Consider the following 24,255-nt stretch of genomic DNA (forward strand, 5'->3'; position numbering starts at 1 on the left):
TCCCGGCCATGGATCTGGACGAGCAGCACCTCGACGAGCTGTGCGACGCCCTGGGCGACACCGAGTCGGCCACCCTGCTGGTGGTGGCGGACCCCGCTGCCACGGTCGAGTCGGTCGCCGCCGAGCTGGGAGCTCGGCTCGCCCAGGAGCAGGCGAGCGGGTGGGACGGCGCGGAGGAGGAGACCGCGTGGGCGCTGGTCGCGGTCGCGGGAGGTGTGCTGGCGTTCGAGGACACCGGCTACGGCGACCCGTCGCTCGCAGCTCTCTCGGCGCTGTCGCGCGGAGGCACGGCGAGCGTCGTGCGCAGCAACATCGACGGCAGCGAGCGCTTCGGTTACGCCCGCGGCGGCGAGGTGCTCTTCGACGACGACGAGTACTGCTTCCTCGAGGACACCAGCGAGGTTCCCGACGAGGTCCGTGCGCTCGTCGAGCTCGCCTGTCTCGACCCGGAGGAGGACGACGACGCCGAGGATGCGCCGAGCGGTTTCGTCGTCGGACTGGCCCTCGTCGAGCAGGTCACCGGGACCCGGCTGCTGCCGGCCGACCTGCAGCGCGCGGTGTCGGCGCCCCGACGCCCGGCGCCGAGCCTGGTGTACGGAGGAGGAGAGTCCTAGGACGTCCGATAGTCGGATGCCCGCGGTGATTGGCCGGGACACCACGACCCCGGTATCTTCGCCTGCACCCACGAATGTGGCCCCGATCACGTCTCGCCACCACCCCGGCAGGCCGGTCGGACCTGCCACCCGGCAAGCGGCGATCCCGTCACCGGCGACACGAAGGAGTGCAGCGTGAGCGACCCCCGAACCCCCGAGACCCTTCACGATCCCGAGTTCGGCCCCGACCTGGCCGAGGTGTTCGGCCCCGCGCAGCGCGACGGCGGCCCGGAGCTGGTGCAGCTGCTCACCCCCGAGGGCGAGCGCGTGCACCACCCCGAGTTCGACCTGGACTTCGGCGCCGAGGAGCTGCGCGGGCTGCTGCGCGACATGGTGCTGACCCGGCGCATCGACACCGAGGCCACCGCGCTGCAGCGCCACGGCGAGCTCGGCATCTGGGCGCAGCTGTTGGGTCAGGAGGCCGCGCAGATCGGCGCCGGCCGAGCCACCCGCCCGCAGGACTTCGTCTTTCCGACCTACCGCGAGCACGGTGTCGCCTGGTGCCGCGGCCTCGACCCGCTGCGGCTGCTCGGGCTCTTCCGCGGTGTCGACCACGGCGACTGGGACCCGGCGGAGTTCAACTTCAACCTGTACACGATCGTCATCGGCGCCCAGACCCTGCACGCCACCGGCTACGCCATGGGCATGCAGCGCGACGGCGTCGTCGGCACCGGCGACCCCGACCGCGACGCCGCCGTGCTCGCGCACTTCGGCGACGGCGCCAGCAGCCAGGGCGACGTCAACGAGGCGTTCATCTTCGCCGCCTCCTACAACGCGCCGGTCGTCTTCTTCTGCCAGAACAACCAGTGGGCCATCTCCGAGCCGATCGAGCGCCAGAGCCGGATCCCGCTCTACCAGCGGGCGCTGGGCTTCGGCTTCCCCGGCATCCGGGTCGACGGCAACGACGTGCTGGCCACCTACGCGGTCACCCGCGCCGCCCTGCAGCGCGCCCGCGAGGGCCAGGGCCCCACCTTCGTGGAGGCCTACACCTACCGGATGGGCGCGCACACCACCACCGACGACCCGACCCGCTACCGGCTCTCCGACGACGTCGAGCACTGGAAGCTCAAGGACCCCATCGCCCGCCTGGAGGTCTACCTCAAGCGCAACGGCCTGGCCGACGACGACTGGTTCGCCGACCTGGCCGCCGAGGCCGACGCGCTGGGCCACACCCTGCGCGAGGGTTGCAAGGCGCTGCCCGACCCGCAGGCGCTGGCGATGTTCGACCACGTCTACGCCGAGGAGCCGCCCGAGCTGACCCGCCAGCGGGAGGCCTACGCCGACTACCTCGCCGGCTTCGAGACCGCCGGAGGTGCGGCATGACCACCACGTCCACCAGCGCGTCCACCACCAAGGTCACCCTCGCCCGCGCCCTCAACATGGGTCTGCGCAAGGCGATGGAGGACGACCCCAAGGTCCTGCTCATGGGTGAGGACGTCGGCAAGCTCGGCGGCGTCTTCCGGATCACCGACGGCCTGCAGAAGGACTTCGGCGAGGACCGCGTGATCGACTCGCCGCTGGCCGAGTCCGGCATCGTCGGCACCGCTGTGGGCATGGCGATGAGGGGTTACCGACCCGTCGTCGAGATCCAGTTCGACGGCTTCGTCTACCCCGCCTACGACCAGATCGTGTGCCAGGTCGCCAAGCTGCACTACCGCAGCAAGGGCCGGGTGAAGATGCCGATGGTCATCCGGATCCCGTTCGGCGGCGGCATCGGCGCCGTCGAGCACCACAGCGAGTCGCCCGAGGCGCAGTTCGCGCACACCCCGGGCCTCAAGGTCGTGGCGTGCTCCAACCCGGTCGACGGCTACTGGATGATCCAGCAGGCCATCGCCTCCGACGACCCGGTGATCTTCCTCGAGCCCAAGCGGCAGTACCACGCCGACAAGGCCGAGCTCGACGAGTCCGCGACCCCGCCGCCGCTGTTCACCTCGCGGGTGGTCAAGCGCGGCAGCGACGCGACCCTGCTCGCCTACGGCCCCACGGTGAAGACCTGCCTCAAGGCCGCCGAGGCGGCCGCCGGCGAGGGGCGCTCGCTCGAGGTGATCGACCTGCGCACCCTGAGCCCGCTCGACCTCGACGTCGTCCACGAGTCGGCGCGGCGCACCGGCCACGTCGTCGTCACGCACGAGGCGCACGTCAACCTCGGCCTCGGCTCGGAGCTGGCCGCGCGCATCACCGAGGAGTGCTTCTACTCCCTCGAGGCGCCGGTGCTGCGGGTGGGCGGCTTCGACACGCCCTACCCGGCCTCGCGGATCGAGGAGGACTTCCTCCCCGACCTCGACCGGGTGCTCGACGCCGTCGACCGCTCGCTCGCCTTCTGACAGCCCGACCCACAGCCACCGACCAGGTTCCCCCGCGGAGGAGACCCATGCCCGAGTACCTGCTGCCCGACGTCGGCGAGGGCCTGACCGAGGCCGAGATCGTCAGCTGGAAGGTCAAGGTCGGCGACGTGGTCGCCATCAACGACGTCGTCGTTGAGATCGAGACCGCCAAGTCCCTGGTCGAGCTGCCCTCGCCCTACGCGGGCACCGTGACGGCGCTGCTGGTCGCCGAGGGCGAGACGGTGGAGGTGGGCACCCCGATCATCGCCATCGGCGACCCCGCCGCCGCCACGTCGCCCGGTGAGACCCCGCCCGCCGACCTCGAGATCGACCTCTCCAACCCCGCGGCCAGCGGCGGCGGCGAGGGGGAGTCGCTCGTGGGCCGGATGAAGGCCGACCGTGGCGCCACCCGGCGCCCGCGCCGCCAGCTCACCGAGGCCGCCGGCGTGCACACCGCCCGCGCCGACGTGCACGACGTGTTCAACCAGAACGCCACCCACCAGCACGAGGCCGTGCAGCACCTGGTGGAGTCCGTCGACCAGGCGTCCGCCGCCACCGCGCCGGCCGCACCCGAGGTGCCGGCCGAGCCTGCTCCGAGCGCCTCCACCGCGCGTGCGCTGGCCAAGCCGCCGGTGCGCAAGCTGGCCAAGGACCTCGGCATCGACCTGACCACCCTCACCGGCAGCGGGGCCGGCGGCGTCGTCACGCGTGACGACGTGCAGTCCGCCGCGGGGTCGGCCGGCCAGGAGGCAGCCCCTGCCGCGGCCGCGCCGCGACCCGCGAGCCAGGCGCAGGGCGAGCGCGAGTGGCGCGAGCCGATCAAGGGCGTGCGCAAGATGATGGGCCAGGCGATGGTCGACTCCGCCTTCACCGCCCCGCACGTCACCGAGTGGGTCACCGTCGACGTCACCCGCACCACCGAGCTGGTGGAGCGGCTGCGCGGGCACCGCGACTTCCGCGACGTGAAGGTGACGCCGCTGCTGGTGCTCGCCAAGGCCTGCGTGCTGGCGCTGCGCCGCACCCCGATCCTCGGGTCCACGTGGGACCAGGGGGCGCAGGAGGTCGTGCACCGCTCGTACGTGAACCTCGGCATCGCCGCCGCGACGCCGCGCGGCCTCGTGGTGCCCAACATCAAGGACGCCGACGCGCTCTCGCTGCGCGAGCTGGCCGAGGCGCTCGGCGCGCTCACCGCGACGGCGCGCGAGGGCCGCACCCAGCCCGCCGAGATGAGCGGCGGCACGTTCACCATCACCAACGTGGGCGTCTTCGGCGTCGACGCCGGCACGCCGATCATCAACCCGGGCGAGTCCGGCATCCTCTGCTTCGGCGCCACGCGCCGCCAGCCGTGGGTCGTGGGCACCGGCGCCGAGGAGCGCATCGAGATCCGCGACGTCTGCACGCTCGCGCTCTCCTTCGACCACCGCCACGTCGACGGAGAGGCCGGCTCGCGCTTCCTCGCCGACGTCGCCGGCATCCTGGAGGACCCCGCCACCGCGTTGATGTTCTGAGGACGGCGTCTCACGAGGGGCCCTGTGGACGCCGGGATGAGTGAGGGCGCCACAACGGGGTAGAACACGGGGGTGAGCACCGAGACTCCTGGCTACCCCGTGCCCGGGGAGATGGTCGGTCCGTACCGGATCGAGCGTCGCCTGGGCTTCGGTGGCATGGGCGTGGTGTTCGCGGCCTTCGACGCCAGCCTGCAGCGCTCGGTGGCACTCAAGATCATCAGCCCCCACCTGGCCGACGACGAGGGCTTCCGGGCCCGCTTCGTCCGCGAGGCCCAGGCCCAGGCCTCGGTGCGCTCGCCCCACGTCGTCGCCGTGCACTCCCACGGCGAGGCCGACGGGCGCCTCTACATCGCCACCGAGCTGGTCGACGCCGGTGACCTCGGCCGGCTGGTGCTCGAGCACGGTCCGCCGCCCATGCCGGTGGCGCTCGACATCCTGGCCCAGGTGGCCAGCGGCCTGGCCGACGCGCACGCCGCCGGGCTGGTGCACCGCGACATCAAGCCGGCCAACGTGCTGCTGCGCCGGCGCGAGGACGGCGTCCAGGCCTACCTGGCCGACTTCGGGATCGCCCGTCAGGTGGGCGTCGACCCGGCGTTCACCCAGGTCGGCGGCACCGTCGGCACGCCGTCCTACATGGCGCCGGAGCTGCACACCGGCGGCCGCGCCGGCCTGGAGAGCGACATCTACTCCCTGGGCTGCCTGCTGTGGGCCGCGCTCACCGGCACCGCGCCCTTCGCCGGCGGCAGCGACTACGAGGTCGTCACCGCCCACCGTGAGCAGCCGGTGCCGCAGCTGCGCGGCGGTACCCCCGCGGCCGAGAAGATCAACCAGATCCTGCTGCGCTCCCTGGCCAAGCGTCCCACCGAGCGGTACGTCGGCGCGGGTGCCATGGCCCGCGACCTGCGCGCTGCCGTCGCGCTGGCGGAGACCTCCGAGGAGCGCGCGGTCCCGGCCGGGAGTGCCGGCCGGCCCGTCGCCGGTCGCACCCACGTCTCCGGGTCGGGTGCACCCGCCGCGCCCGAGGGCTCCTCGATCTTCGGCAACCGGCACACCCCCACGCCCACCCCCGCCCCGCCGCGGGTCATCTCGCCCAGCCCCGCCACCCCGGGCTACACCGGGCGACGACGCCGGGTGGCGCTCGTCGTCGTCGCGGTGCTGCTGGCACTGGCGGCCGGTGCCGGCGTGGCGTACGCGCTCATGCGCGACTCCGACGAGGAGGGCGGTCCGCGCGCCGTCGATGCCAGCAGCTCGGGCGAGCCGGGCGCGGGGGCCGGCGACAGCGAGCCGCCGAGCGACGCCAATCCCCCCACCGGTGAGCCGACGGCGGCGCAGCGCCAGCAGCTGGTGGAGTCGATGGCGGACGGCATCGGCGCGGTCAGCCCGCTGATCACGGGTGAGAACGCGACCTGCACCGCACAGGCGTGGCTGGACGCCGTGGGCGTGCAGGCCTTCGTCGAGGCCGGCTTCGTGGACGTCGACTGGACCTTCGTCGACCGTCCGCAGGAGGACCTCACCCCCGAGATGCAGACCGCTGCCCAGGAGGCCGTGCTGAGCTGCGCCCTGGGGCAGGTCGGTTGAGCCGGTCCGGCTGAGCCCTCAGACCGCCTCACGGTGCACGGTCAGCCGCGGCACCCCGCCCAGGCCCAGCCGGTAGCGGGTGTGGTCGGGGTAGTGGGCGAGCAGGTCCCAGAGCGCGGCGTGCGCGGACCAGGGGAGCGGCTCGTCGCCACGGCGCCAGGTGTCGCCGAACGCGATCCACACCGGCGTCCATTCCGCGGCGAGGTCCCAGGCGCCGCGCTTGGCCATCAGCATCCGACGGCGCAGCTGGAACGCGAGGCGCGGCCCGTCGCCGCCGGTCACGTCGTCCGGCGCGGTGGCCACCGGCCACAGCCACAGGTCGCGGCCCACCAGCTCCAGCTCGAGCTCGGGCAGCACGGCGGGGTCGACCAGGACGGTCGCCACGTTCTCGTGCGGTGCGCGCCTCACGGTGCGACGGTACCCAGCGGAACCCGGTGTCGTCAGCCTCCCGAGGGCTCTCGCTGCCACGCAGCCAGCAGCTCGGCCTCGCGCTTGCCGCCGATGCCGGTGCGGGCGGCGTCGGGGTGCTCGCGCAGCCAGGCCAGCGTGTCGCGGGCGGTGGCGGCCACGGGCCTCGTGACCAGTCCCGCCGTCAGCGGGGCGGTGGTGTCGTGGTCCATCATTCCGTCGTGGTCGGGCCGCGGCAGCCACAGCGGCACGGCGTCGTCGCCCATCCAGGGCTCGACGCCCCGGGCCTGCAGGAAGCCCTGGTCGACCCAGGTGAGCGCCGGCTGCGCGCCGACGCCGTCGGCCACCGCGGCCAGCAGGTCGCCGAGCGGCGTCGCCGGACCGACGGCGTCGAGCACGCCTCGGTGGCGACGCTCGGCCAGGTCGACCAGCCACGCCGCGAGGTCGCGCACGTCGAGCACCTGCACGACGTCGCCCGGGTCGCCCGGGGCCAGCACCGACTCGCCGGGCCGGGCGGAGCCGAGCCGCTCGGGCCAGTACCCGAACCGCCCGGTGGGGTCGCCCGGCCCGACGATCAGCCCGGGGCGCACGATGCTGGCAGAGGCGGCGCCCTGCTGCACGGCCTGCTCGCACGCCACCTTCATGGCCCCGTAGGCGTCGGGGTCGGACGACGGGTCCGCGTCGTGGTGGAGCGGCTCGCGCAGCGCCAGCGACGCGGGGCCGCCGCCGCGCGTGCGGTCGTCGGCGTAGACGTTCACGGTCGAGACGAACACCCAGTGGGCAGCGGGCCAGGCGGCCACCGCGCGGCGCACGTGCGAGGGCGTCCGACTCACGTCCACGACCACGTCGGGCGCCAGGCCGGCCAGGTCGTCGGGAACAGCCTCCGCCCGCTCCCAGACCACGTGGCGGACGCCGTCGGGCGGCGACCCCGTGACGCCGCGGCTGGCGCACACCACGGTGTGGCCGCGCGCGGCCGCCAGCTGCGCGGTGGCGCGGGAGAGGAACACGGTCCCGCCGAGCACGAGGATCAGCACCTCGTCATCGAACGGGGTGGTCGGCGCGAGGGCAAGCGGATCTGCCCAGGGCAGAAGTCGGGTTCGGGGTACTGGCGCCCCCGGACGAGGGCGAGGAGGCGCGGGCGTGAGGCAACCGGACGAGACGACCGACGTGCTGGTGGTGGGCGGCGGCAACGCCGGCATCTCGACGGCGGCGCGGCTGCTGCGTGACGGTGCCCGGGACGTGATGGTGCTGACGCCCGGCGACGTGCACCTGTACCGGCCGTTGCTCAGCTACGTGGGCTCCGGGGAGGCGTCGATGCGCGACCTCGAGCGGGGCATGGCCGAGGTGCTGCCGCCGGGGTGCCGTCGCGTCGACGACGCCGCGGTCGGCGTCGAGGTCGAGGGCTGCCTGACGGTGCTGACCCGGGACGGGCGCCGGATCGCGTGCTCGACCCTGGTGCTGTGCCCGGGGCTCGAGGAGGCCTGGGACCTCACGCCGGGTCTGGCGGGTGCCTACGACGCCGGCTGGGCGGTCTCGACCTTCGTGGCCACCACGGCGCCCCGCGTGTGGGAGGCCGTGCGCTCGCTGCGCAGCGGCAGCGCCGTGTTCACCGTGCCGCCCGAGCCGGCACCGTGCGCGGCCACGGCGCTCAAGCCGCTGCTGATGGCGTGCGACCACTGGCGCCGCGAGGGCGTGCTCGAGCGCATCCGCGTGCACCTGGTGCTGCCGGGGCGCGGCGTCACCGGCCAGCCGGAGCCGGACCGCCGGCTCGAGGAGGTGCTGGCGGCCGCCGGCGTGGAGGTGCTCCGGGAGGCGCGCGTCGTCGCCGTCGACCACCTCGACCGCAGCGTGACCGTCGCGACGCCCGCGGGGGAGCAGGCGCTCGACGGCGTCGACCTGGCGCACCTGGTGCCGCACTACCGCGCGCCCGCCTGGATCCGCGCTTCCGGCCTGGCCGACGATGGCGCCGCCGGCCTGCTCGACGTCGACCCCGAGACCCTGCGGCACCGGCGGCACCCCCGCATCTGGGGTCTGGGCGACGCGGCGGCGTTGCACACGCGCCCCTCGGGTGGCGCGCTGCGCAAGCAGGTGGCCGTCCTGGCCCACAACCTGGCCCACGCCGACTCCACCGACGAGGGTGGCACCGAGCCCCAGCGCTACGACGGCTACACCGTCATGCCGATCACCACCGACCGGCGTCGGCTGATGCTGGTGGAGGTCGACCGCGCCGGCCGGCCCGTGCCGTCGGTGCCGTTCCCGGACATGACCGTGCCGCGGCGCCTCACGTGGCTGGTGGACCGGTACGCGCTGCCGGTGACCTACTTCCGCCGGATCCTGAAGGGCAAGGTGTAGCGGGGGGTCAGTCGCGCGACGGCGTGGTCTCGCCGAGCAGCCAGGCGTCGAAGAAGTCGCTCAGCTCCTCGCCGGTGGAGGACTCGATGAAGTCCAGGAACTCCTGGCGGGTGGCGTTGCCGTTGTCGTTCGCAGCGGGCCAGCCGCGCGCCATCGCGAAGAACGCCTCGTCGCCGACCCGTTCCCTCAGCTCGTGGAACATCAGCGCGGGGCCGTAGTAGACGTTGCTGGAGGCGAAGGCGCCCCGGTCGTAGGCGCCGGGCGGCCCGGACTCGGCGCGGTACTGGGCCTCGGAGGGCGCCCACTCGTCCATCACCACGCCCACCTCGACGCCACGCTGCTCGGCCTCCCACATGCCCTGCAGGTACATGGCCATGCCCTCGTTCATCCACAGGTCCGCCCAGTCGGTGGGGGTCACCTGGTTGCCGTACCAGTGGTGGGCCAGCTCGTGGACGACGACCTCGGGCGAGGTCGTGTACGGGGTGTCGCCGAGCGTCACCATGGTCTGGGTCTCCATGGCGCTGTCGGAGTCGACGACCACGGTCCCGAAGGTGTCGTAGGGGTAGGGGCCGAGCAGGTCCTCCAGCCAGTCCATCGCCTCCGGCGTCACGGCGAGGGCGGCCTTGAGGGCGGGGCGGTCGCGCGGAGTCCAGTAGGTGAGCGGCACGCCGGAGCCCGAGACGTCCTCGGTCATCTCGTAGTTGGCGAACGCCGCGGTGACCAGGTAGGGCGCGGCCGGCTCGGCCAGGTGCCAGCGGGTGGTGGTCTGCCCGTCGGCCTCGGTGCGCTCGAGCAGCTCGCCGTTCGAGACGCCGGTCCACGGCGCCGGCACCCGCATCGTGACGTCGTAGAGCGCCTTGTCGGAGGGGTGGTCGTTGACGGCGTACCACGTGTGCGCGCCCCAGGGCTCCTGCATCGTCCAGGTCTCGCCGGCGGGCGTCACCGTCCACCCCGTGCTGGAGAAGTCGGTGCGGGTGGTTGGCACCCCCACCGGCTCGGGGCTGCCGGCGTAGGCCAGGCGCAGCTCGTGCTCGACGTCGGCGCGCACCGGTGCCCGCACGAGGAGCGCGTCGCCGTCGCGACTCGTCGTCACCGGGTCGCCGTCGAGCGTCGCCTCCGAGACCTCGAGCGGGGCGCCGAGGTCGAGCCGCACGCTCCCGGCGTCCTCGGTGGCGCGGAAGGTGAGCGTCTGTGCGCCGGTGAGCGTGCGGGCCGCCGGGTCCCAGGCGAGGTCGAGGTCGTAGTGCAGGGCGTCGACCAGCGGGTCGCCGACCTCCGGGTAGTAGGAGTCCTCGCGGGTCTCGCTCCGGGCCAGGTCGAGGTCGGGCTCGGGGGCGGCCTGCGCCGACGGTGTCGGCGTGACCGACGGCGACGCCGACGACGGCTCCGACGAGGCGGGGCCCTCGGCGCCCCCCGTGCGGAGCTCGGCGGTGCCGGTGCAGGCCGTCAGGGCGACGACGAGCGTGGCGGGCACGATCCGGCGGGCGCGGTTCACGAGGACTCGCGGAGCATCGGCCGGACCAGCTTGCGGCCGTGGTGGATCTGCGCCTTGACGGTGCCCAGCGGGGCGCCCGTCTGCTCGGCGATGTCGGCGTAGGCCAGGCCGTAGACGTCGCGGAGCAGCAGCGGCTCCACGAACTGCGGGTGCTCGCGCTCGAGGGTCTCCATGGCCTCGAGCAGGTCGAGCCGGGTGCCGGCGATGACGCTGGTGGTGCGCGGGTCGGGGCGGTCCAGCGCGGGAGAGGCGGGGTCGCCGGCCGCACCGCTGGCCACGGCCTGGTTCTTCATCCGGCGGTAGGTGGAGCGGGCGGCGTTGAGCGCCACCACGTGCACCCAGCTGGTGACCCGCCCCTGGCCGTGCCAGCTGCCCAGCTTGGTGGCCACGCTGAGCATCGCCTCCTGGCAGGCGTCCTCGGCGTCGGGGGTGTAGGGCAGCACGCCGCGGCAGATGTGGAGTATCCGCGGTCGCAACGCGGCCAGGAGCTCGTCGAGGGCGGCGGACTCGCCGGCCCGCGCGCGGTGCGCGAGGTCGTCGAGCTCGTCGGGAGCGGGTGGGGCGGCGGGTGCCATGCGGCCATCCTCCCCGATCGGTGGGGGATGATGCCTGCGATGCACGACGACGACGCACCCGCTGCCGGTGTCTCCCCGGGCTCCCTGCTGCCCGGGCGGATGGGGCGCTACGTGGTGCGCCGCCGCATCGGCGCCGGTGGCTTCGCGACGGTGTGGCTGGCCTACGACGAGCAGCTGGACGCGCCGGTGGCCATCAAGGTCCTCGCCGACAACTGGACGGCCGACCACCACGTGCGCACCCGCTTCGTGGAGGAGGGGCGCTTCCTGCGGCGCGTGGAGTCGCCGCACGTCGTCACGGTCTACGACGCCGGCGACCTGGACGACGGCCGCCCCTACCTGGTGATGACCTACGCCGACCAGGGCACGCTGGCCGACCGCCTGGCCGACGTCGAGCGCGGTGCCGGGGCGCCCGTCACCGTGCCGCAGGCACTCTCGATGGTGCGCCAGGTGGCCGACGGCCTGCAGGCGCTGCACGACCGCGACGTGCTGCACCGCGACGTCAAGCCCGCCAACGTGCTGTTCCGCACCGTGCGCGGCGCGCGGGGTGCCGAGCCCGAGCTGCGCGCCCTGGTGGGCGACCTGGGTCTGGGCAAGGCGCTCGACGTCTCCTCGCGGCTGACGATGATCGCGGGCACGCCCTCCTACGTCTCGCCCGAGCAGGCGCAGGGTGAGACGCCCGACGCGCGCTCGGACCAGTACAGCCTCGCCGCGATCGCGTTCCTGGTGCTGACCGGGCGCCCGGCCTTCACGCACGCCAGCCTGACGGCGGCCGCCGACCCCGGCCCACCCCCGGCGCTGCCGGCGCCCGGCCAGCCGGCGGCGGCGCAGGCGGTGGTGCACCGCGGACTCGCCCGCGAGCGCGAGGAGCGGTTCGCGACCGTCACCGACTTCGCCGACGCGCTCGCCGAGGCGTTCGAGGGGTGGGAGCCCCCGGCCGACGCCGCCACCGCGGTGTGGCGCCCGCGCGACCCCGGCGCCACCCAGGCGGGCGCCGTCCCCACACCCCGCAGTGGCGCCGCGGCCTCGGAGGTCGCCACGCCGCCGGTGGCGGCGCCGCGCCGTCGTCGTCGACTCGCGCTGGCTGCGTTGGGCCTGGCGGTGCTGGCCGGTGGCGCCGCAGGTGGCTGGGCCCTGCAGCGGGCGGTGGCGCCCGACGAGGTGACCATCGGCGACGCCGGCGGCACCCTGGCCGTCACGGTGCCCGTCGGCTGGCGGCACCAGGTGGCCACGCAGGGCTGGACGCCCACCGAGGAGGGCACCTACCCGGCCGTCGCCACTGGCTCCGACGCCGGCTGGACCCGCACGGGCAGCAGCGCCGAGGGGGTCTTCGCCGGTCTGCTGCCCACCACCGCCGCCGAGGACCTCCCCGACCCGCCGCAGCACCCCGAGTGCGAGACGCCCGGCGAGCCCGTGCGCCGCGCGGGCTCGGTGACCGTGGTCTCCGAGGGCTGCCCGGGCGACGTCGTCGTGGTGGAGCGCCTGGACCGCGTCGCGGAGAACCGGGTGCTGTGGGTGCAGGTGCGGGCCGACGACGGCGCCACCGCCACCCGGGTGCTCGACAGCGTGCGGGTCTCCGGGATCTGACCTCTGCCCGTGGTGGTCTTGATGCCCCCTGGTGTATCTGGTCCGGCGGCCCAGGGGGTGATCCCACGTCCACGTGGGATCGCGGAACAGGGGGGCCAGAATTCTGGCCCTCCGGTTCCGCGATCGGCCCCCAGGTGCAACCCGTGTGACCACCGGGGCTGATGAGACGAACCTGCGCCGCTCAACTCACCGGGCGCAACCCGTCCCGGAACTGGTCGAAGAGCCCGCGCAGACCCACCTCGTCGCGAGCCCGGCCGACCACCGACATCTCCAGGCTGGCCTCGCCGGCGCCGGGAGCGGCGAACCAGCGGAAGAAGTTGTAGCGCAGCCGGTTGCTGCTGGGGGTGCGGTAGGTGAAGTAGAGGCTGTCGTCGGTGCGCTCGAGCAGGGTGAGGTCGGGGAACGAGGTGGGAGCCAGGCGCAGGGCGCGCAGCTTGTCGGCCAGCATCGTGGCCGGGGGCACGTGGTCGTTGACGGCCTTCACGCGCAGCGAGTAGCCGCCCTCGACGGGCTCGTCGGGCGGGCGGAACCGCACCTCCTGGCGGCTGTCGACCTGGGCGGGCGGCAGCTCGACGTCGTCCGGCACGCTGTAGGCCTGCCAGCCGCGCGGGGCCAGGTAGCGCCAGGCCTGCACGTCGTTGCCGATGCGGTAGGTGACGAACCGCGTCGGCGGCACCAGGGTGCGGTAGTCGATGTCCTCGGCGTACGGCTCCGGCTCGTCGGACTCCTCGTCCGCGCCCGGCAGTGAGGGTGAGGCGGCCAGCGGTGCGGCGGTCGGCTCGGTCACCACGTCGTCGCCGGTCTGCGTGGCGACGCCGAACCCGGCACCCGCGCCGAGCAGCGCGAGCGCCACCAGGGCGACGACGGCGCGGGGCGTGCTCACGGCGCGATCATGCCTGCTCACGACCACACCGCCAGGCCGCCACCCGGCATCGAGACCACGCGCTCTCCGTGCGGGCCGACGACGTTCCAGCTCTCGAACCGCGCACATGGTGCCACCCGCAGCAGACCGGCGGCCACGCCGAGGGCCAGCCCGCCACGCTCGTCGACGACGGCGCGGGTCACCGGGGCCTCGACGGCGGTCCCGAGCGCGGCGACGATCACCGGCTCTTGTCCGTCCGCGGTGTCGAGCAGCACTCCGTCCGGACCGGTCAGCGTGTACTCGTCCTCGATCGTCAGCGACCAGCGTCTCCCCACGGTCAGCTCCAGGACCGAGGTGCAGCGCACGGCGGAGAGTGGTTCGCCGACGAGTCGAGCCAGCACCTGCTGGGCGGCGCCGTCGTCCTGCCTCATGAGAACACCCGTGTCAGCACCTCGCGCGGGGGGACGCGCGCCGCAGCGCGCCGCAGCCTGGTGGTGGTCCTCGACGCCACAGGGTCCCTCCCGTCCGTCCACGCCCTACCCGGGTCGTGCCGCCGCGAAACCCCGCCACTAGCGTTCCGCCCATGGCCGACCTGCTGATCCGTGGCGCGCGACTGGTGCCGCTGACGCCGGGCGACGCACCGCCCGACCACCCCGTCGACGTGCGCGTCGCGGAGGGCGCCGTCGTCGAGGTGGCGGAGCGGCTCGAGCGCCCCGAGGGTGTCGAGGAGGTGGCGGCCGAGGGCCGCTGGCTGGTGCCCGGGCTGTGGGACCAGCACGTGCACCTCGGGCAGTGGACCCTGGCGCGGCAGAGGTTCGACCTCGCCGGCGCCACCAGCCCCGAGGACGTGGTCGCGCGGGTGGGCGCGCGCATCGCCGAGGGGCCGGGCCAGCCGCTGATCGGCTGGGGCCACCGGCCGGGCACCTGGACCCGCGGCGTCACCGTGGCCGAGCTCGACGAGGTCACCGGCGTGACCCCGGTGGTGCTGATCGCGGGCGACGCCCACCACGCCTGGCTCAACAGCGCCGCCCTGGCCGCGCTCGGGCTCCCCCCGCGCGAGGGCGAGGACCAGGTCGTGCGCGAGAACGAGTGGTTCGCCGCCTACGCGCTGCTCTACAGCCTCACCGGCACCGACGGCACCTCGCCCGCCGCCTACGCCGACACGCTGCGCGCCACCGCCGCGCAGGGCGTCGTCGGCGTGGTCGACCTGGAGTTCGTGGGCGGCGTCGAGGACTGGCTGGACCGCTGGGGCCAGGGCTGCGACCTGCTGCGCGTGCGGATGGCCACCTACGTGGAGGGTCTCGAGGACGTCGTGCACCGCGGGCTGCGCTCGGGGATGCCGCTCGCCGGCCCCGGTGGCGACGAGCGGCTGGTGATGGGGCCGTTGAAGATCATCAGCGACGGCTCGCTCAACACCCGAACCGCCTGGTGCTGCGAGCCCTACGCCGACGGCGACCGCCTCGAGCACCCGCGCGGCGCAGCGAACCTGACGGGCCACGAGCTGCGCCACCAGCTGACCCGCGCCAACGTCTCCGGTCTCGAGGTGGCCACCCACGCCATCGGTGACGCCGCTGTCTCGGCCGCCCTCGACGCCTACGCCGCCACCGGCGCGTTCGGCTCGATCGAGCACGCGCAGCTGGTGCGCCGCGAGGACGTGCGCCGGATGGCGCAGCTGGGCCTGCGCGCCAGCGTGCAGCCCTCCCACCTGCTCGACGACCGCGACCTGACCGAGCTGATCTGGCCCGGGTGCGCCGAGCGCTCCTTCGCGTTCCGCTGGATGCTCGACGAGGGCGTCACCCTGGTGCTCGGCTCCGACGCGCCGGTCTCGCCGCTCGACCCCTGGCTCTCGATCGCCGCCGCCGTGCACCGCAGCGACGACGACCGCGACGCCTGGACGCCGGCGCACGCGCTGACGCCGCAGGAGGCGCTGGCCGCCTCGGTGGACCGCCAGCCGATGGTGCAGCCCGGGTCGCGCGGCGACCTGGCCCTGCTCGACCACGACCCGCTGGCGCGCGGCGTCGAGGGCGGCGCGGGCGCCGTGCGCGACCACCTGCGCGGGGTCACCGCGGCGCTGACCACCGTCGGTGGCTCGGTGGTGCACCGCGCGGTGTGAGGTGCGCCGCGCGGTGCGGGACGCGTGGAACGCGTGGGCCCCCAGCCGCACCGCCTCAGGCGCCGACGTCCACCTGCTGCAGCACCAGGCCGGCGACGGCGCGCTGCTCGACGGCGAAGGGGTGGAAGGGGGTGCCGCGGTTGGCCATCGGGTCGACGCCGCCCATCCAGGCGTCCTCGCTGCAGGCGTCGTGGCCCTCGCTGGCCCCGGTGACGTCGACGTAGCCGGCGTTCTCGACGGCGCCCGCGGCGGTCTCGAGCACCTGCGCCATCCGGGTGTTGACGCCGCGGACGTAGGGGTAGTCGCCGGGGGCGAGGGGGATGCGTTCGGGGCAGGTGCCCTCCTCCGGCACCAGGTGCGGGTAGCTGACCACCAGGATCTGCGCCTGCGGTGCCCGCTCGCGGATGCCCCGGACGACACCGGCCACGCGGCGCCCCACCACCTCGACGCGCTTCTCCAGCAGGTCGAACCCGCTGGGCCGCACCAGCAGGTCGCGGCACGGCGAGCCCTGCGGGTCGACCCGGCGCATGACCGCGCACCGGCCGAACATCGTGTGGAAGAGCCGGAAGTCGTTGTAGCCGATGCTCAGGGTCACCAGGTCGGCGTCCTCGCGCAGCGAGTCGAACTGGGCCGGCACCAAGGAGGACCCGCCGGCGTCGCGCTCGCGCTCCATGTGGATGGTGGCCGCCCCGGAGCAGCTGGCGTCGACCACCTCCACGGCGACGCCCTGCGCGGCGAGGCGCTCGCCGACGATCGTGGGGTAGTTGCGGTCCGACTGGCGGCACCCGTCCTTGAACGAGGTGGTCGGCACGCCGTGGGCGGCGGTGTAGGAGTCGCCCAGCGCCACGTAGACGAAGGGGTCCACGGCCGGGGTGTCGACGGCGGCGGAGGCGGTGTCCTCGGCGGCCGGGCCGCCCTGCGGCTCGGACTGCTCCTCGGTGGTGGAGCAGGCGCCCAGCGCGAGGGCGCCGACGGCGAGCAGGCCGACGACGCGCAGCTCGACGGCGCGCAGGTGGAGGCCCCGCCTCCCCATCGACCAGGGCTTGGACATGACCCTCAGGGTACGGCCAGTGCCACCACGAGCCGCAGCACCTCCTCGGGATCGTCGAGCCGGTCGCCCAGCAGCTCGCGGACCTGTCCCATCCGGTAGCGCACGGTCTGGGGGTGCACGAACAACGCCTCGGCGACCTCCTCGCGGCGCCCCTGGAGCAGCAGCCAGGCGCGCAGCGTGTCCACCAGCTTCTCCGCGCTGGCCGGGCGCAGCTCCTCCAGGGGGGCGAGGACCCGGGCGCGCAGGTCGGCGAGCGCCTCGGCGTCGCTGCCGACCACCAGCCGCACCAGGTGCTCGTCGGTGTCGCCGCGCAGCCCGAGCCCATGGGCGCGGACCGCCCGCTCGTAGGAGCCCCGCACGGCGAGCCAGGGCCGGCCCGGCCCGACGACGGCGTCGCGCCCCTGCACCGCTCGCAGCAGACCCGCACGGCGACGGCCGTGGGCGTCGGGCACCAGCAGCACGGTGTCCTCCAGGCCCGGCGTCTCGGCCACCTGCAACGTCTGGGGCGAGACCTCGGCCAGCACGGGTCGCGCCGCCGCCTCGCGCAGCACGACAGCGGTCAGGGTCGTCGGAGGTGCCCACCCGGCGTGCTCGGCGGCGGTCTGCACGACCTCCTCGGCCGCCCCCTCGAGCAGGTGGCGCGCGACGCGGTCCAGCAGCCGCGCCCGGACGCGGCCCGAGGTGGCCGACTCGTCGGCGTGGCCGGCGACGCTGGCCGCGGAGAGCTCGTCGATGTAGGCGAAGATCAGGCCTGCGAACGAGGCCACCGTGCGGGCGTCGAGGCCGGCGACCACGGCCGAGGCCGACATGCGCTGCCAGGCCACCCGGGCGCCGATGCGGTAGGCGGCCAGCAGTGCGTCGGTGGTGCGCCCGCCGCGCGCCTCGCCGCGGCCGAGCTGGTAGGCGCCCTGGGTGGCCGGCGCGTTCGGCGACTGCGGGTCGACGCCGCGCTTGCGGGTGGCCAGCGAGAGGAAGCCGCCCAGCGCCACCTGCACGGCGTTGTTGATGGTGGCACCCATGGGACCGGAGAAGGCGTCCTCGTAGCTGGGCACCTCGGCGATGATCGCGGCCACCACGGCGTCGGCCACCGAGGGCAGCTCGGCACGGATCTCGGCCGCCGCCTGCTCGGTGAGCACCAGGGCGTGGCCGGCGGTGCGCCGGGCGGAGGGATCGGCGGGGGTGTGGGCCACGGGCTCAGGCTCCTCTCAGGATACGCACGGCGAGTCGTCGGCGTGTCGCGGAACGTTCGATCTTTTTTGTTCGCTGCGTATGAAACTACCGGACAGGTTCACGTCGCACGCAGCAGAATTCATCGCCCGGAGTCATCAGTATGGAGTCATGAGTAGTTTCGCCCTCACCCGTCTGGCCGCCGAGGACCGGCGACCCCGTCGCGTCGGCTTGCGCGAGCGGGCCCGTCGCCTGGCCGACGCCGCCGTCACGCCGCTGACGCTGGACGACGTGCTGGACACCTTCCACCCGCTGCGCGCCGGCACCGACCTGCGCGGGCGCATCGTCGAGGTGCAGCCCGAGACGGCCGAGTCGGCCACGATCGTCGTCAAGCCGGGCCGCGACTGGGCGGGCCACGTGCCGGGCCAGTACGTGCGCGTCGGCGTCGACGTCGACGGTGTCCGCCTGTGGCGCACCTACTCCCTGACCCACGGGCCCCGCCCCGACGGCTGCATCAGCCTCACCGTCAAGGCGATCCCCGGCGGCGTGGTCTCGAACCACCTCGTGCACGACGCGAAGCCGGGCCAGATGGTGCAGCTCGAGCAGGCCGAGGGCGAGTTCGTGCTGCCCCAGCCGCTGCCCGAGAAGCTGCTGCTGGTCACCGCCGGCTCCGGCATCACCCCGGTCATCGGCATGCTGCGCAACCTCTTCTCGCGCCACGAGCCCGCGATCACCCACCCGGGCCGGATCGTCCTCGTGCACGTCAACGCCACCGACCCCGCCTCGCTGTTCAAGGACGAGCTGCGCCAGCTGGCCGCCGACGAGCGGATCACGTTGCTGGAGCGCTTCGACGACCGCGACGGCCTGCTCGACGTCGACGACCTCGACGCGCTCGTGCCCGACCTCGCCGAGCGCCTCACCTACGCCTGCGGGCCCGCCGGGCTGCTCGACGCCCTCGAAGCCCACCACGCTGCCCGCGGACTGGAGCTCACGACCGAGCGCTTCCGCCCTGCCTTCGGCGACGTCGAGCCGGGCGAGGGCGGCACGGTCGGCTTCGCCGACGGCACCGTCGTCGAGGCCGACGGCGCCACCACCATCCTCGACGCCGCCGAAGCCGCCGGCGTCCTCATGCCCAGCGGGTGCCGGATGGGCATCTGCATGGGCTGCGTGATCCCGATGCGCGAGGGCGTCGTCCGCGACCTGCGCAACGGGGCCCTCACGCGCGCCGTGCCGGGCGAGACCGACCCCGCCGGCGTCCCGATCCAGACCTGCATCAGCGCTGCCGCCGGTGCCTGCCACGTCAACGAAGGAGCTCGTCGATGACCACCATCACGAAGAAGCCCGTCAACCCCACCGCCCACCTGACCCCCGAGGACATCGAGGCGATCGGTGTCGAGCTCGACACCATCCGCCAGGACATCCTCGACGCCCGGGGCGAGAAGGACGCCGCCTACATCCGCCGCGTCGTCGACGTGCAGCGCAAGCTCGAGCTGGGCTCCCGCGCGGTGCTGCTCGGGTCGGCCCTGCCGCCGCTCTGGGTGCTCGGCACCATCGGCCTCTCCGTGGCCAAGATCCTCGAGAACATGGAGATCGGCCACAACGTCATGCACGGCCAGTGGGACTGGATGCGCGACCCGAAGATCCACTCCACCACCTGGGAGTGGGACAACGCCTCCACCTCCGACGGCTGGAAGCACTCCCACAACGAGATCCACCACACCTACACGAACATCGTGGGCAAGGACAACGACCTCGGCTACGGCATCATGCGCGTCGACGAGGACCAGCGCTGGCACCCGATGTACCTGGCCCAGCCCCTGTGGAACCTCATCAACGCCTGCTTCTTCGAGTACGGCATCGCGGCCTACGACCTCGAGCTGGGCCGCAACCTGCGCACGCCGAAGGAGAAGCGCAGCGAGAAGTTCAAGAACGACCTGAGCAAGACGCTGGGCAAGATCCGCAAGCAGGCCACCAAGGACTACGTGGTCAACCCGGCACTGGCGCTGCCGTTCGGTGGCTTCCTGCCCGCCCTCGCCGCCAACTTCACCGCCAACGTGGTGCGCAACGTCTGGTCGCACTCGGTGATCATGTGCGGTCACTTCCCCGAGGGTGTCGAGACCTTCGAGAAGAAGTCGATCCCCGACAACGAGACCCGCGGCGAGTGGTACCTGCGCCAGATGCTCGGCTCGGCCAACATCTCGGGCTCCAAGGCGATGCACCTGATGACGGGCAACCTCTCCCACCAGATCGAGCACCACCTCTTCCCGGACCTGCCCAGCAGCCGGTACGCCGAGGTCGCCCCGCGGGTGAAGGCCTTGTTCGAGAAGTACGACCTGAACTACCACGCGGCCCCGCTGCCGGCGCAGGTCTACTCGGCCTGGCACAAGGTGGTGCGTCTCTCGCTGCCCAACGGTTGGATGGAGACCACCACGCCCGCCAACCTGCCCCAGCAGCTCAAGCTGCTCTACGGCATGGCCACCAAGGGCCCGAAGGTGCGTCGCGCCGCCCAGGCCCGCCTGCAGCAGCAGGCGCGTCGCGTGCAGGCCGAGAAGGCCGAGAAGAAGGTCGCGCAGGCCGCCTGACCTGCCACGACCCCGCTACGCACGAACCGGCCGGCACCCCACGGGGTGCCGGCCGGTTCGTCGTGTCCTGCTGAGCGCGACTGGTCAGCCGCGCGGCGTCGTCACTTGTTGACGGCGGCCTTGAACGCGGAGCCGGCCTTGAAGGCGGGAGCGGTGCTCGCGGCGATCTGCATCTCCTCGCCGGTCTGCGGGTTGCGACCGGTGCGGGCCTCGCGCTTGCGGGCCTCGAAGGTGCCGAAGCCGGGCAGCGTCACCTTGTCGCCACCGGCGACGGCGTTGGTGATGGAGGTCAGCACGGCCTCGACGGCGGCGTCGGCCTGGGCGTTGGTGAGCGAGGCGTGCTCGGCCACGGCGTCACGGAGCTGGGTCTTGTTCACGATAGTTCTCCTGCGGATCGGGGAGCCCGGTGGCGGTCGGGGTGCCACGCGGGCGTTCGGTACGACGCTCGAACCTAACGCCTCAGCCCTGCCGGGCCTTGAGGCGGGGGTTCTGCTTGTTGATCACGTACAGCCGACCACGGCGACGCACCACTTGGGAACCCGGCTGGTTCTTGAGCGATCGCAGGGAGTTGCGGACCTTCATCGGGAGTCCTTCCGGTAGGGGTGGGGGTCCACCACGCCGCGGTGCACGGCGCGGACCAGGGGGCGGGGGACGCGGTGCTCGACGCCGTCCAGCAGCACCGGCACCAGGTCGGGCGGGGCCGCCTTCCACTGCGAGCGGCGGTGCCGGGTGTTGCTGCGCGAGGTGCGACGCTTCGGGACGGCCATCACGCCACCTCCCGGATCGGGCCGAGCCACGGCTCGAAACCGTCGTAGGAGGTGCGCCAGCTGCCGCGGGCGGCTGCCTCGTCGGGGGTGAGCAGCAGGCGCCGGAAGGCCTCGGCCAGCTGCTCGCCGGGGCGACCGAGCCCGGTCAGGACGAGGCGGGTGAGCGGTGCTCGCTGAGCCCACGCCCCGTGGTCCCCGATGCTCAGCTGGCCGCCGGCGCCGTCCCAGGTGATCACCCGGTCGGGGCGGGTGGGGAGCCAGAAGCAGCCACGTGAGCGGTGCTCTCCGGAACCCAGGGACTCCAGGTCGTCCAGCAGGCGCTCGGGGTGGAAGGCCAGCGGGGAGACCAGGTCGAGGCGCCACACGTGCTGCAGGCGCACCCGGGGGAAGGGCACGGTGAGCACCGGGTCGATCCACGCCAGCGTGCGGTCGTGCTGGTGCAGCACGGTCGTCAGCGAGGGCACGTCTACGTGCTCCACGCCCGCCACCACCTGGGCTCCCGGGCGGGCCAGGGTCTCCAGCAGCTCACGGCCGGCGTCGTCGAGTCCACCGTCGGCCACGACGACGTCGGCGTACTCCACCAGCGCTGCCTGCACCTCGCCGACGCCGCGCCTGTCCTCCTCGCCGCTGTGGTGGCCGCGCTCGGCCAGCAGGTCGTCGCCGAGCAGGTCGGCGGCGACGCTGCCGCCGGCCACGGCCGCCACCACCGAGCTCACGCGCAGGTGGCGGGCCAGCCGGGTGTCCTGCGCCAGCACGGCACACACCTGCCCCGCCTCGGCGCCGGTGGGCAGGTGCGCCACGATGCTCTGCCAGCGCCCCTCGCGGCTGAGTCGCTCCAGGGTGGGCAGCACGTCCTCGCGCAGCGCGCAGCTGACGCAGGCGTGGGCGAGGTCGATCTCCTCGCGCTCCAGGACGCCGGTCAGGTCGCTGACCACCCGGATGAGCACGCTGCGCCCGGGGTCGATGTGGTGGCGCACCGCGACGGTGGTCGGCAGGTCGAACTGCAGCCCCACGACGGTGGCGGCCATCGCGTCGGGGTCGACGCCGGTCACGAGCACGACGGGGGTCCTCATCGGTCACCGCCGGCGCGCCTGCCGTAGCGGCGCTCGAAGGCCTCCACGCGCCCCTCGGTGTCCATGACCCGGCCCCGGCCGGTCCAGAAGGGGTGGGTGGCGCTCGAGACGTCGACGTCGACCAACGGGTAGGTGACGCCGTCCAGCTCGACCGTCTCCTCGTCCGGGCGTGGGGCGCGGGTGGAGCGGGTCAGCAGCAGCAGGTCGCCGGAGCGGTCGCGGAAGACCACCGGTCGGTAGGCGGGGTGGATGCCGTTCTTCATCTGGTTGTCCTCGTCTGTGTAGAATGAGAATCGTTCTCAAGTATGCCACACGATGAGGAGCCCGCATGTCCCGGACCTGCCAGGTCACCGGCCGGACGCCGTCCTTCGGCCACGCCGTCTCGCACTCCCACCGGCGCACCAAGCGCCGCTTCGACGTCAACGTGCAGCGCAAGCGCTACTGGGTGCCGACGCTCGGGCGCACCGTCACGCTGCGCCTTAGCGCGCGCGGCATCAAGGTCGTCGACGCCCGCGGCATCGACGCCGTCGTCGGGGAGCTGCTGGCGCGGGGGGAGAGGCTCTGATGGCGCGCCGCGGCAACGACCTGCGCCCGATCGTGAAGCTGCGCTCCACGGCCGGCACCGGCTACACCTACGTCACCCGCAAGAACCGGCGCACCACGCCCGACCGGATGACCATGCGCAAGTACGACCCCGTCGTGCGGCGCCACGTCGACTTCCGCGAGGAGCGCTGAGGTGGCGAAACGGAGCTTGATCGTGGCCGACGCCCGGCGCCGCGAGGTCGTGGCGCGCTACGCCGAGCGCCGCGCGGCGCTCAAGCAGCAGGTGCGCCTCGCCGAGCCCGGCTCGCAGGAGCTGGCCGATGCCGTCCGAGCGCTGCAGCGGCTGCCCCGCGACGCCTCACCGGTGCGGCTGCGCAACCGCGACCAGACCGACGGCCGCCCACGGGGCTACCTGCGCAAGGCCGGCGTCTCCCGGATCACCTTCCGCACGATGGCGCACCGCGGTGAGCTGCCGGGGGTGAGGAAGTCCAGCTGGTGAGCTGTCGAGCGGGTGCCGGGTCTGGGGGCGGTCCGTACGGTGGAGGGTGCCCCGCTCCACCCGCGGCCCCAGACGTCGGAGGAGCACCCGTCACACCGCTCCTGCGCGTCCGAGGTCCTCGATCCACGGAGGATCCACCGGCATGTCCCACACCCCCCGACCGTCGTGCTCAGCCGCGCCGCCGGCGCCGCCAGCGAGCCCGGCCGCCCGGCTGGCGCAGCCTCCCGCCGGCCGTCCAGCCGCCCCGCAGCGATTCGCCCTCGGGCGTGGCCGTGAAGACGTTGCCCGGGTGGGGGGCGGTCGCGGGCCCGCGCAGCAGGACCCGACGCACCAGCACCGGTGCGATCCGGTCGTAGAGCCACGGCGCGAGCCGGAAGCCCGCCACGGTGGGCAGGTTGACCGGACCGACGTGCCGCAGCCGCCGCGGGCGGTCCAGGCACCCGACGACGGCCTCGGCCACCCGCTCCGGACCGACGACCGGCGGAGGCGCCGACCCGGCGCTGCCCGCGTAGGTGGCGGCCTGGTGGTAGATCGGTGTGTCGACGGCGCCGGGCAGCACCAGGCTCGCGTGCAGCCGGGGCTCGGCGCGCAGCTCGCCCTGCAGCGAGCGGACCAGGCCGAGCTGGCCCCACTTGGCCGCGCAGTAGGCGCCGAGGGACGGCACGGCGATCTCGGCCAGCAGCGAGCTGACGACCACGAGTGTCCCGCCCCCCGCGGCGCGGAACCGCGGCAGGGCGGCGCGGGCCAGGTGTGCGGTGCCCACCACCGCCACCTCGCTCATCCGCGCCAGCACCTCGGGGGGCACCTGCTCCAGGGTGCCGTAGGCCATCGGCTGGGCGGTGGTGACGACGCCGTCGACGTGCCCGAAGGTGCGCTCCGCGGCGGCGAAGGCCTCCTCGAGCGCCGCAGCGTCGGTGATGTCGGCGGCGGCGACCAGGGTCGGACCCGGCAGGTCGGCGGCGACCTCGTGGAGCCTCCCGGCGTGACGGCCGACCAGCACCACCCGGTCACCGCGTGCCGAGAGCCGTCGGGCGGTGGCCAGGCCGATGCCCGAGCCGGCGCCCACCACCAGCACGGTCCGCGTGGTCCGGGGTGCAGTCATGCTCCCGACCGTACGCACC

The 24,255-nt window shown here is 74.0% G+C and carries 27 protein-coding genes; 13 read left to right on the forward strand and 14 right to left on the reverse strand.

Translation table 11 applies throughout. The features are described from left to right. Positions 1–8 precede the first annotated feature (8 nt). The 5 genes from ABD948_RS01155 (at position 9) to ABD948_RS01175 (ending at position 6,063) form a co-directional block, all read left to right on the forward strand. A complete protein-coding gene (locus tag ABD948_RS01155) occupies positions 9–614 on the forward strand; it encodes a DUF6461 domain-containing protein (protein WP_345262208.1) in 606 nt (201 codons plus the stop codon). 237 nt (positions 615–851) lie between these two features. Further along, complete coding sequence (gene pdhA / locus ABD948_RS01160) at positions 852–1,976, forward strand: pyruvate dehydrogenase (acetyl-transferring) E1 component subunit alpha (protein WP_425576541.1); 1,125 nt, start codon at positions 852–854, stop codon at positions 1,974–1,976. Then, positions 1,973–2,977, forward strand: coding sequence for an alpha-ketoacid dehydrogenase subunit beta (locus ABD948_RS01165; protein WP_345262209.1), 1,005 nt, complete (start codon positions 1,973–1,975; stop codon positions 2,975–2,977). Before pdhA ends, ABD948_RS01165 begins: the two co-directional genes overlap by 4 nt. Positions 2,978–3,024: 47 nt before the next feature. After that, positions 3,025–4,485, forward strand: coding sequence for a dihydrolipoamide acetyltransferase family protein (locus ABD948_RS01170; RefSeq protein ID WP_345262210.1), 1,461 nt, complete (start codon positions 3,025–3,027; stop codon positions 4,483–4,485). Positions 4,486–4,557: 72 nt separating this feature from the next. After that, on the forward strand, positions 4,558–6,063 hold the full coding sequence (locus ABD948_RS01175) for a serine/threonine-protein kinase (protein ID WP_345262211.1): 1,506 nt from the start codon (positions 4,558–4,560) through the stop codon (positions 6,061–6,063). Between the two features lie 18 nt (positions 6,064–6,081). On the opposite strand, the gene ABD948_RS01180 is transcribed toward ABD948_RS01175, so the two are convergent. Both ABD948_RS01180 and ABD948_RS01185 read right to left on the reverse strand, forming a co-directional pair. Then, on the reverse strand, positions 6,082–6,471 hold the full coding sequence (locus ABD948_RS01180) for a hypothetical protein (protein ID WP_345262212.1): 390 nt from the start codon (positions 6,469–6,471) through the stop codon (positions 6,082–6,084). 32 nt (positions 6,472–6,503) lie between these two features. Then, the gene (locus ABD948_RS01185) at positions 6,504–7,505 is read right to left on the reverse strand and encodes an NAD-dependent epimerase/dehydratase family protein (RefSeq protein ID WP_345262213.1); all 1,002 of its coding nucleotides are present in this window, start codon (positions 7,503–7,505) and stop codon (positions 6,504–6,506) included. 106 nt (positions 7,506–7,611) lie between these two features. Here ABD948_RS01185 and ABD948_RS01190 point away from each other — a divergent pair, with 106 nt between their 5' ends. Next, positions 7,612–8,823 (forward strand): FAD-dependent oxidoreductase, encoded by a 1,212-nt coding sequence (locus ABD948_RS01190; protein WP_345262214.1) that lies wholly within the window; start codon positions 7,612–7,614, stop codon positions 8,821–8,823. A gap of 7 nt (positions 8,824–8,830) precedes the next feature. Here the strand turns inward: ABD948_RS01190 and ABD948_RS01195 are convergent, their stop codons facing one another. Then, positions 8,831–10,318: a M1 family metallopeptidase gene (locus tag ABD948_RS01195; RefSeq protein ID WP_345262215.1), complete on the reverse strand. Its 1,488-nt coding sequence runs from the start codon at positions 10,316–10,318 to the stop codon at positions 8,831–8,833. Next, the gene (locus ABD948_RS01200; RefSeq protein WP_345262216.1) at positions 10,315–10,893 is read right to left on the reverse strand and encodes an RNA polymerase sigma factor; all 579 of its coding nucleotides are present in this window, start codon (positions 10,891–10,893) and stop codon (positions 10,315–10,317) included. The genes ABD948_RS01195 and ABD948_RS01200 overlap by 4 nt, the downstream gene beginning before the upstream one ends. Before the next feature lie 39 nt (positions 10,894–10,932). Here ABD948_RS01200 and ABD948_RS01205 point away from each other — a divergent pair, with 39 nt between their 5' ends. After that, positions 10,933–12,477, forward strand: coding sequence for a serine/threonine-protein kinase (locus tag ABD948_RS01205; RefSeq protein WP_345262217.1), 1,545 nt, complete (start codon positions 10,933–10,935; stop codon positions 12,475–12,477). A 181-nt stretch (positions 12,478–12,658) separates the two neighbouring features. Here ABD948_RS01205 and ABD948_RS01210 read toward each other — a convergent pair whose 3' ends face one another. Further along, complete coding sequence (locus ABD948_RS01210) at positions 12,659–13,360, reverse strand: hypothetical protein (protein WP_345262218.1); 702 nt, start codon at positions 13,358–13,360, stop codon at positions 12,659–12,661. 17 nt (positions 13,361–13,377) lie between these two features. Beyond that, complete coding sequence (locus tag ABD948_RS01215; protein WP_345262219.1) at positions 13,378–13,770, reverse strand: DUF6188 family protein; 393 nt, start codon at positions 13,768–13,770, stop codon at positions 13,378–13,380. A gap of 152 nt (positions 13,771–13,922) precedes the next feature. On the opposite strand from ABD948_RS01215, the gene ABD948_RS01220 reads away from it, so the two are divergent. Further along, on the forward strand, positions 13,923–15,452 hold the full coding sequence (locus ABD948_RS01220; RefSeq protein WP_345262220.1) for an amidohydrolase: 1,530 nt from the start codon (positions 13,923–13,925) through the stop codon (positions 15,450–15,452). A 55-nt stretch (positions 15,453–15,507) separates the two neighbouring features. Here the strand turns inward: ABD948_RS01220 and ABD948_RS01225 are convergent, their stop codons facing one another. Next, complete coding sequence (locus ABD948_RS01225; RefSeq protein WP_345262221.1) at positions 15,508–16,503, reverse strand: SGNH/GDSL hydrolase family protein; 996 nt, start codon at positions 16,501–16,503, stop codon at positions 15,508–15,510. A gap of 5 nt (positions 16,504–16,508) precedes the next feature. Then, a complete protein-coding gene (locus ABD948_RS01230; protein WP_345262222.1) occupies positions 16,509–17,693 on the reverse strand; it encodes a PucR family transcriptional regulator in 1,185 nt (394 codons plus the stop codon). Between the two features lie 148 nt (positions 17,694–17,841). Here ABD948_RS01230 and ABD948_RS01235 point away from each other — a divergent pair, with 148 nt between their 5' ends. Continuing rightward, positions 17,842–18,993 (forward strand): ferredoxin reductase, encoded by a 1,152-nt coding sequence (locus tag ABD948_RS01235; RefSeq protein WP_345262223.1) that lies wholly within the window; start codon positions 17,842–17,844, stop codon positions 18,991–18,993. Then, complete coding sequence (locus tag ABD948_RS01240; protein WP_345262224.1) at positions 18,990–20,252, forward strand: fatty acid desaturase family protein; 1,263 nt, start codon at positions 18,990–18,992, stop codon at positions 20,250–20,252. Before ABD948_RS01235 ends, ABD948_RS01240 begins: the two co-directional genes overlap by 4 nt. Positions 20,253–20,353: 101 nt before the next feature. Here the strand turns inward: ABD948_RS01240 and ABD948_RS01245 are convergent, their stop codons facing one another. The 5 genes from ABD948_RS01245 to ABD948_RS01265 form a co-directional block, all read right to left on the reverse strand. Then, positions 20,354–20,629: an HU family DNA-binding protein gene (locus ABD948_RS01245; RefSeq protein WP_345262225.1), complete on the reverse strand. Its 276-nt coding sequence runs from the start codon at positions 20,627–20,629 to the stop codon at positions 20,354–20,356. Positions 20,630–20,711: 82 nt separating this feature from the next. Further along, positions 20,712–20,834: a type B 50S ribosomal protein L36 gene (ykgO, locus tag ABD948_RS01250; protein WP_345262226.1), complete on the reverse strand. Its 123-nt coding sequence runs from the start codon at positions 20,832–20,834 to the stop codon at positions 20,712–20,714. After that, positions 20,831–21,019 (reverse strand): 50S ribosomal protein L32, encoded by a 189-nt coding sequence (gene rpmF, locus ABD948_RS01255; RefSeq protein ID WP_345262227.1) that lies wholly within the window; start codon positions 21,017–21,019, stop codon positions 20,831–20,833. The genes ykgO and rpmF overlap by 4 nt, the downstream gene beginning before the upstream one ends. Then, a complete protein-coding gene (locus ABD948_RS01260) occupies positions 21,019–22,092 on the reverse strand; it encodes a GTP-binding protein (protein ID WP_345262228.1) in 1,074 nt (357 codons plus the stop codon). Before ABD948_RS01260 ends, rpmF begins: the two co-directional genes overlap by 1 nt. Continuing rightward, complete coding sequence (locus ABD948_RS01265; protein ID WP_345262229.1) at positions 22,089–22,355, reverse strand: type B 50S ribosomal protein L31; 267 nt, start codon at positions 22,353–22,355, stop codon at positions 22,089–22,091. Before ABD948_RS01265 ends, ABD948_RS01260 begins: the two co-directional genes overlap by 4 nt. A 65-nt stretch (positions 22,356–22,420) precedes the next feature. Between ABD948_RS01265 and rpmB the strand changes: the two genes are divergently transcribed. The 3 genes from rpmB to rpsN are packed head-to-tail and all read left to right on the forward strand — an operon-like array spanning position 22,421 to position 23,134. Beyond that, on the forward strand, positions 22,421–22,657 hold the full coding sequence (rpmB, locus tag ABD948_RS01270) for a 50S ribosomal protein L28 (protein ID WP_345262230.1): 237 nt from the start codon (positions 22,421–22,423) through the stop codon (positions 22,655–22,657). Further along, a complete protein-coding gene (gene rpmG, locus ABD948_RS01275) occupies positions 22,657–22,827 on the forward strand; it encodes a 50S ribosomal protein L33 (RefSeq protein ID WP_345262231.1) in 171 nt (56 codons plus the stop codon). The genes rpmB and rpmG overlap by 1 nt, the downstream gene beginning before the upstream one ends. A 1-nt stretch (position 22,828) precedes the next feature. Beyond that, positions 22,829–23,134 carry a 30S ribosomal protein S14 gene (gene rpsN / locus ABD948_RS01280; RefSeq protein WP_345262232.1) on the forward strand — a complete coding sequence of 102 codons (306 nt, stop codon included), beginning with the start codon at positions 22,829–22,831 and terminating at the stop codon, positions 23,132–23,134. 169 nt (positions 23,135–23,303) lie between these two features. On the opposite strand, the gene ABD948_RS01285 is transcribed toward rpsN, so the two are convergent. After that, on the reverse strand, positions 23,304–24,236 hold the full coding sequence (locus tag ABD948_RS01285; RefSeq protein ID WP_345262233.1) for an SDR family NAD(P)-dependent oxidoreductase: 933 nt from the start codon (positions 24,234–24,236) through the stop codon (positions 23,304–23,306). Positions 24,237–24,255: the final 19 nt, after the last annotated feature.

It is taken from the genome of Nocardioides nanhaiensis (genome assembly GCF_039542785.1).
In the GTDB taxonomy this organism is placed as follows: Bacteria; Actinomycetota; Actinomycetes; order Propionibacteriales; family Nocardioidaceae; genus Nocardioides; species Nocardioides nanhaiensis.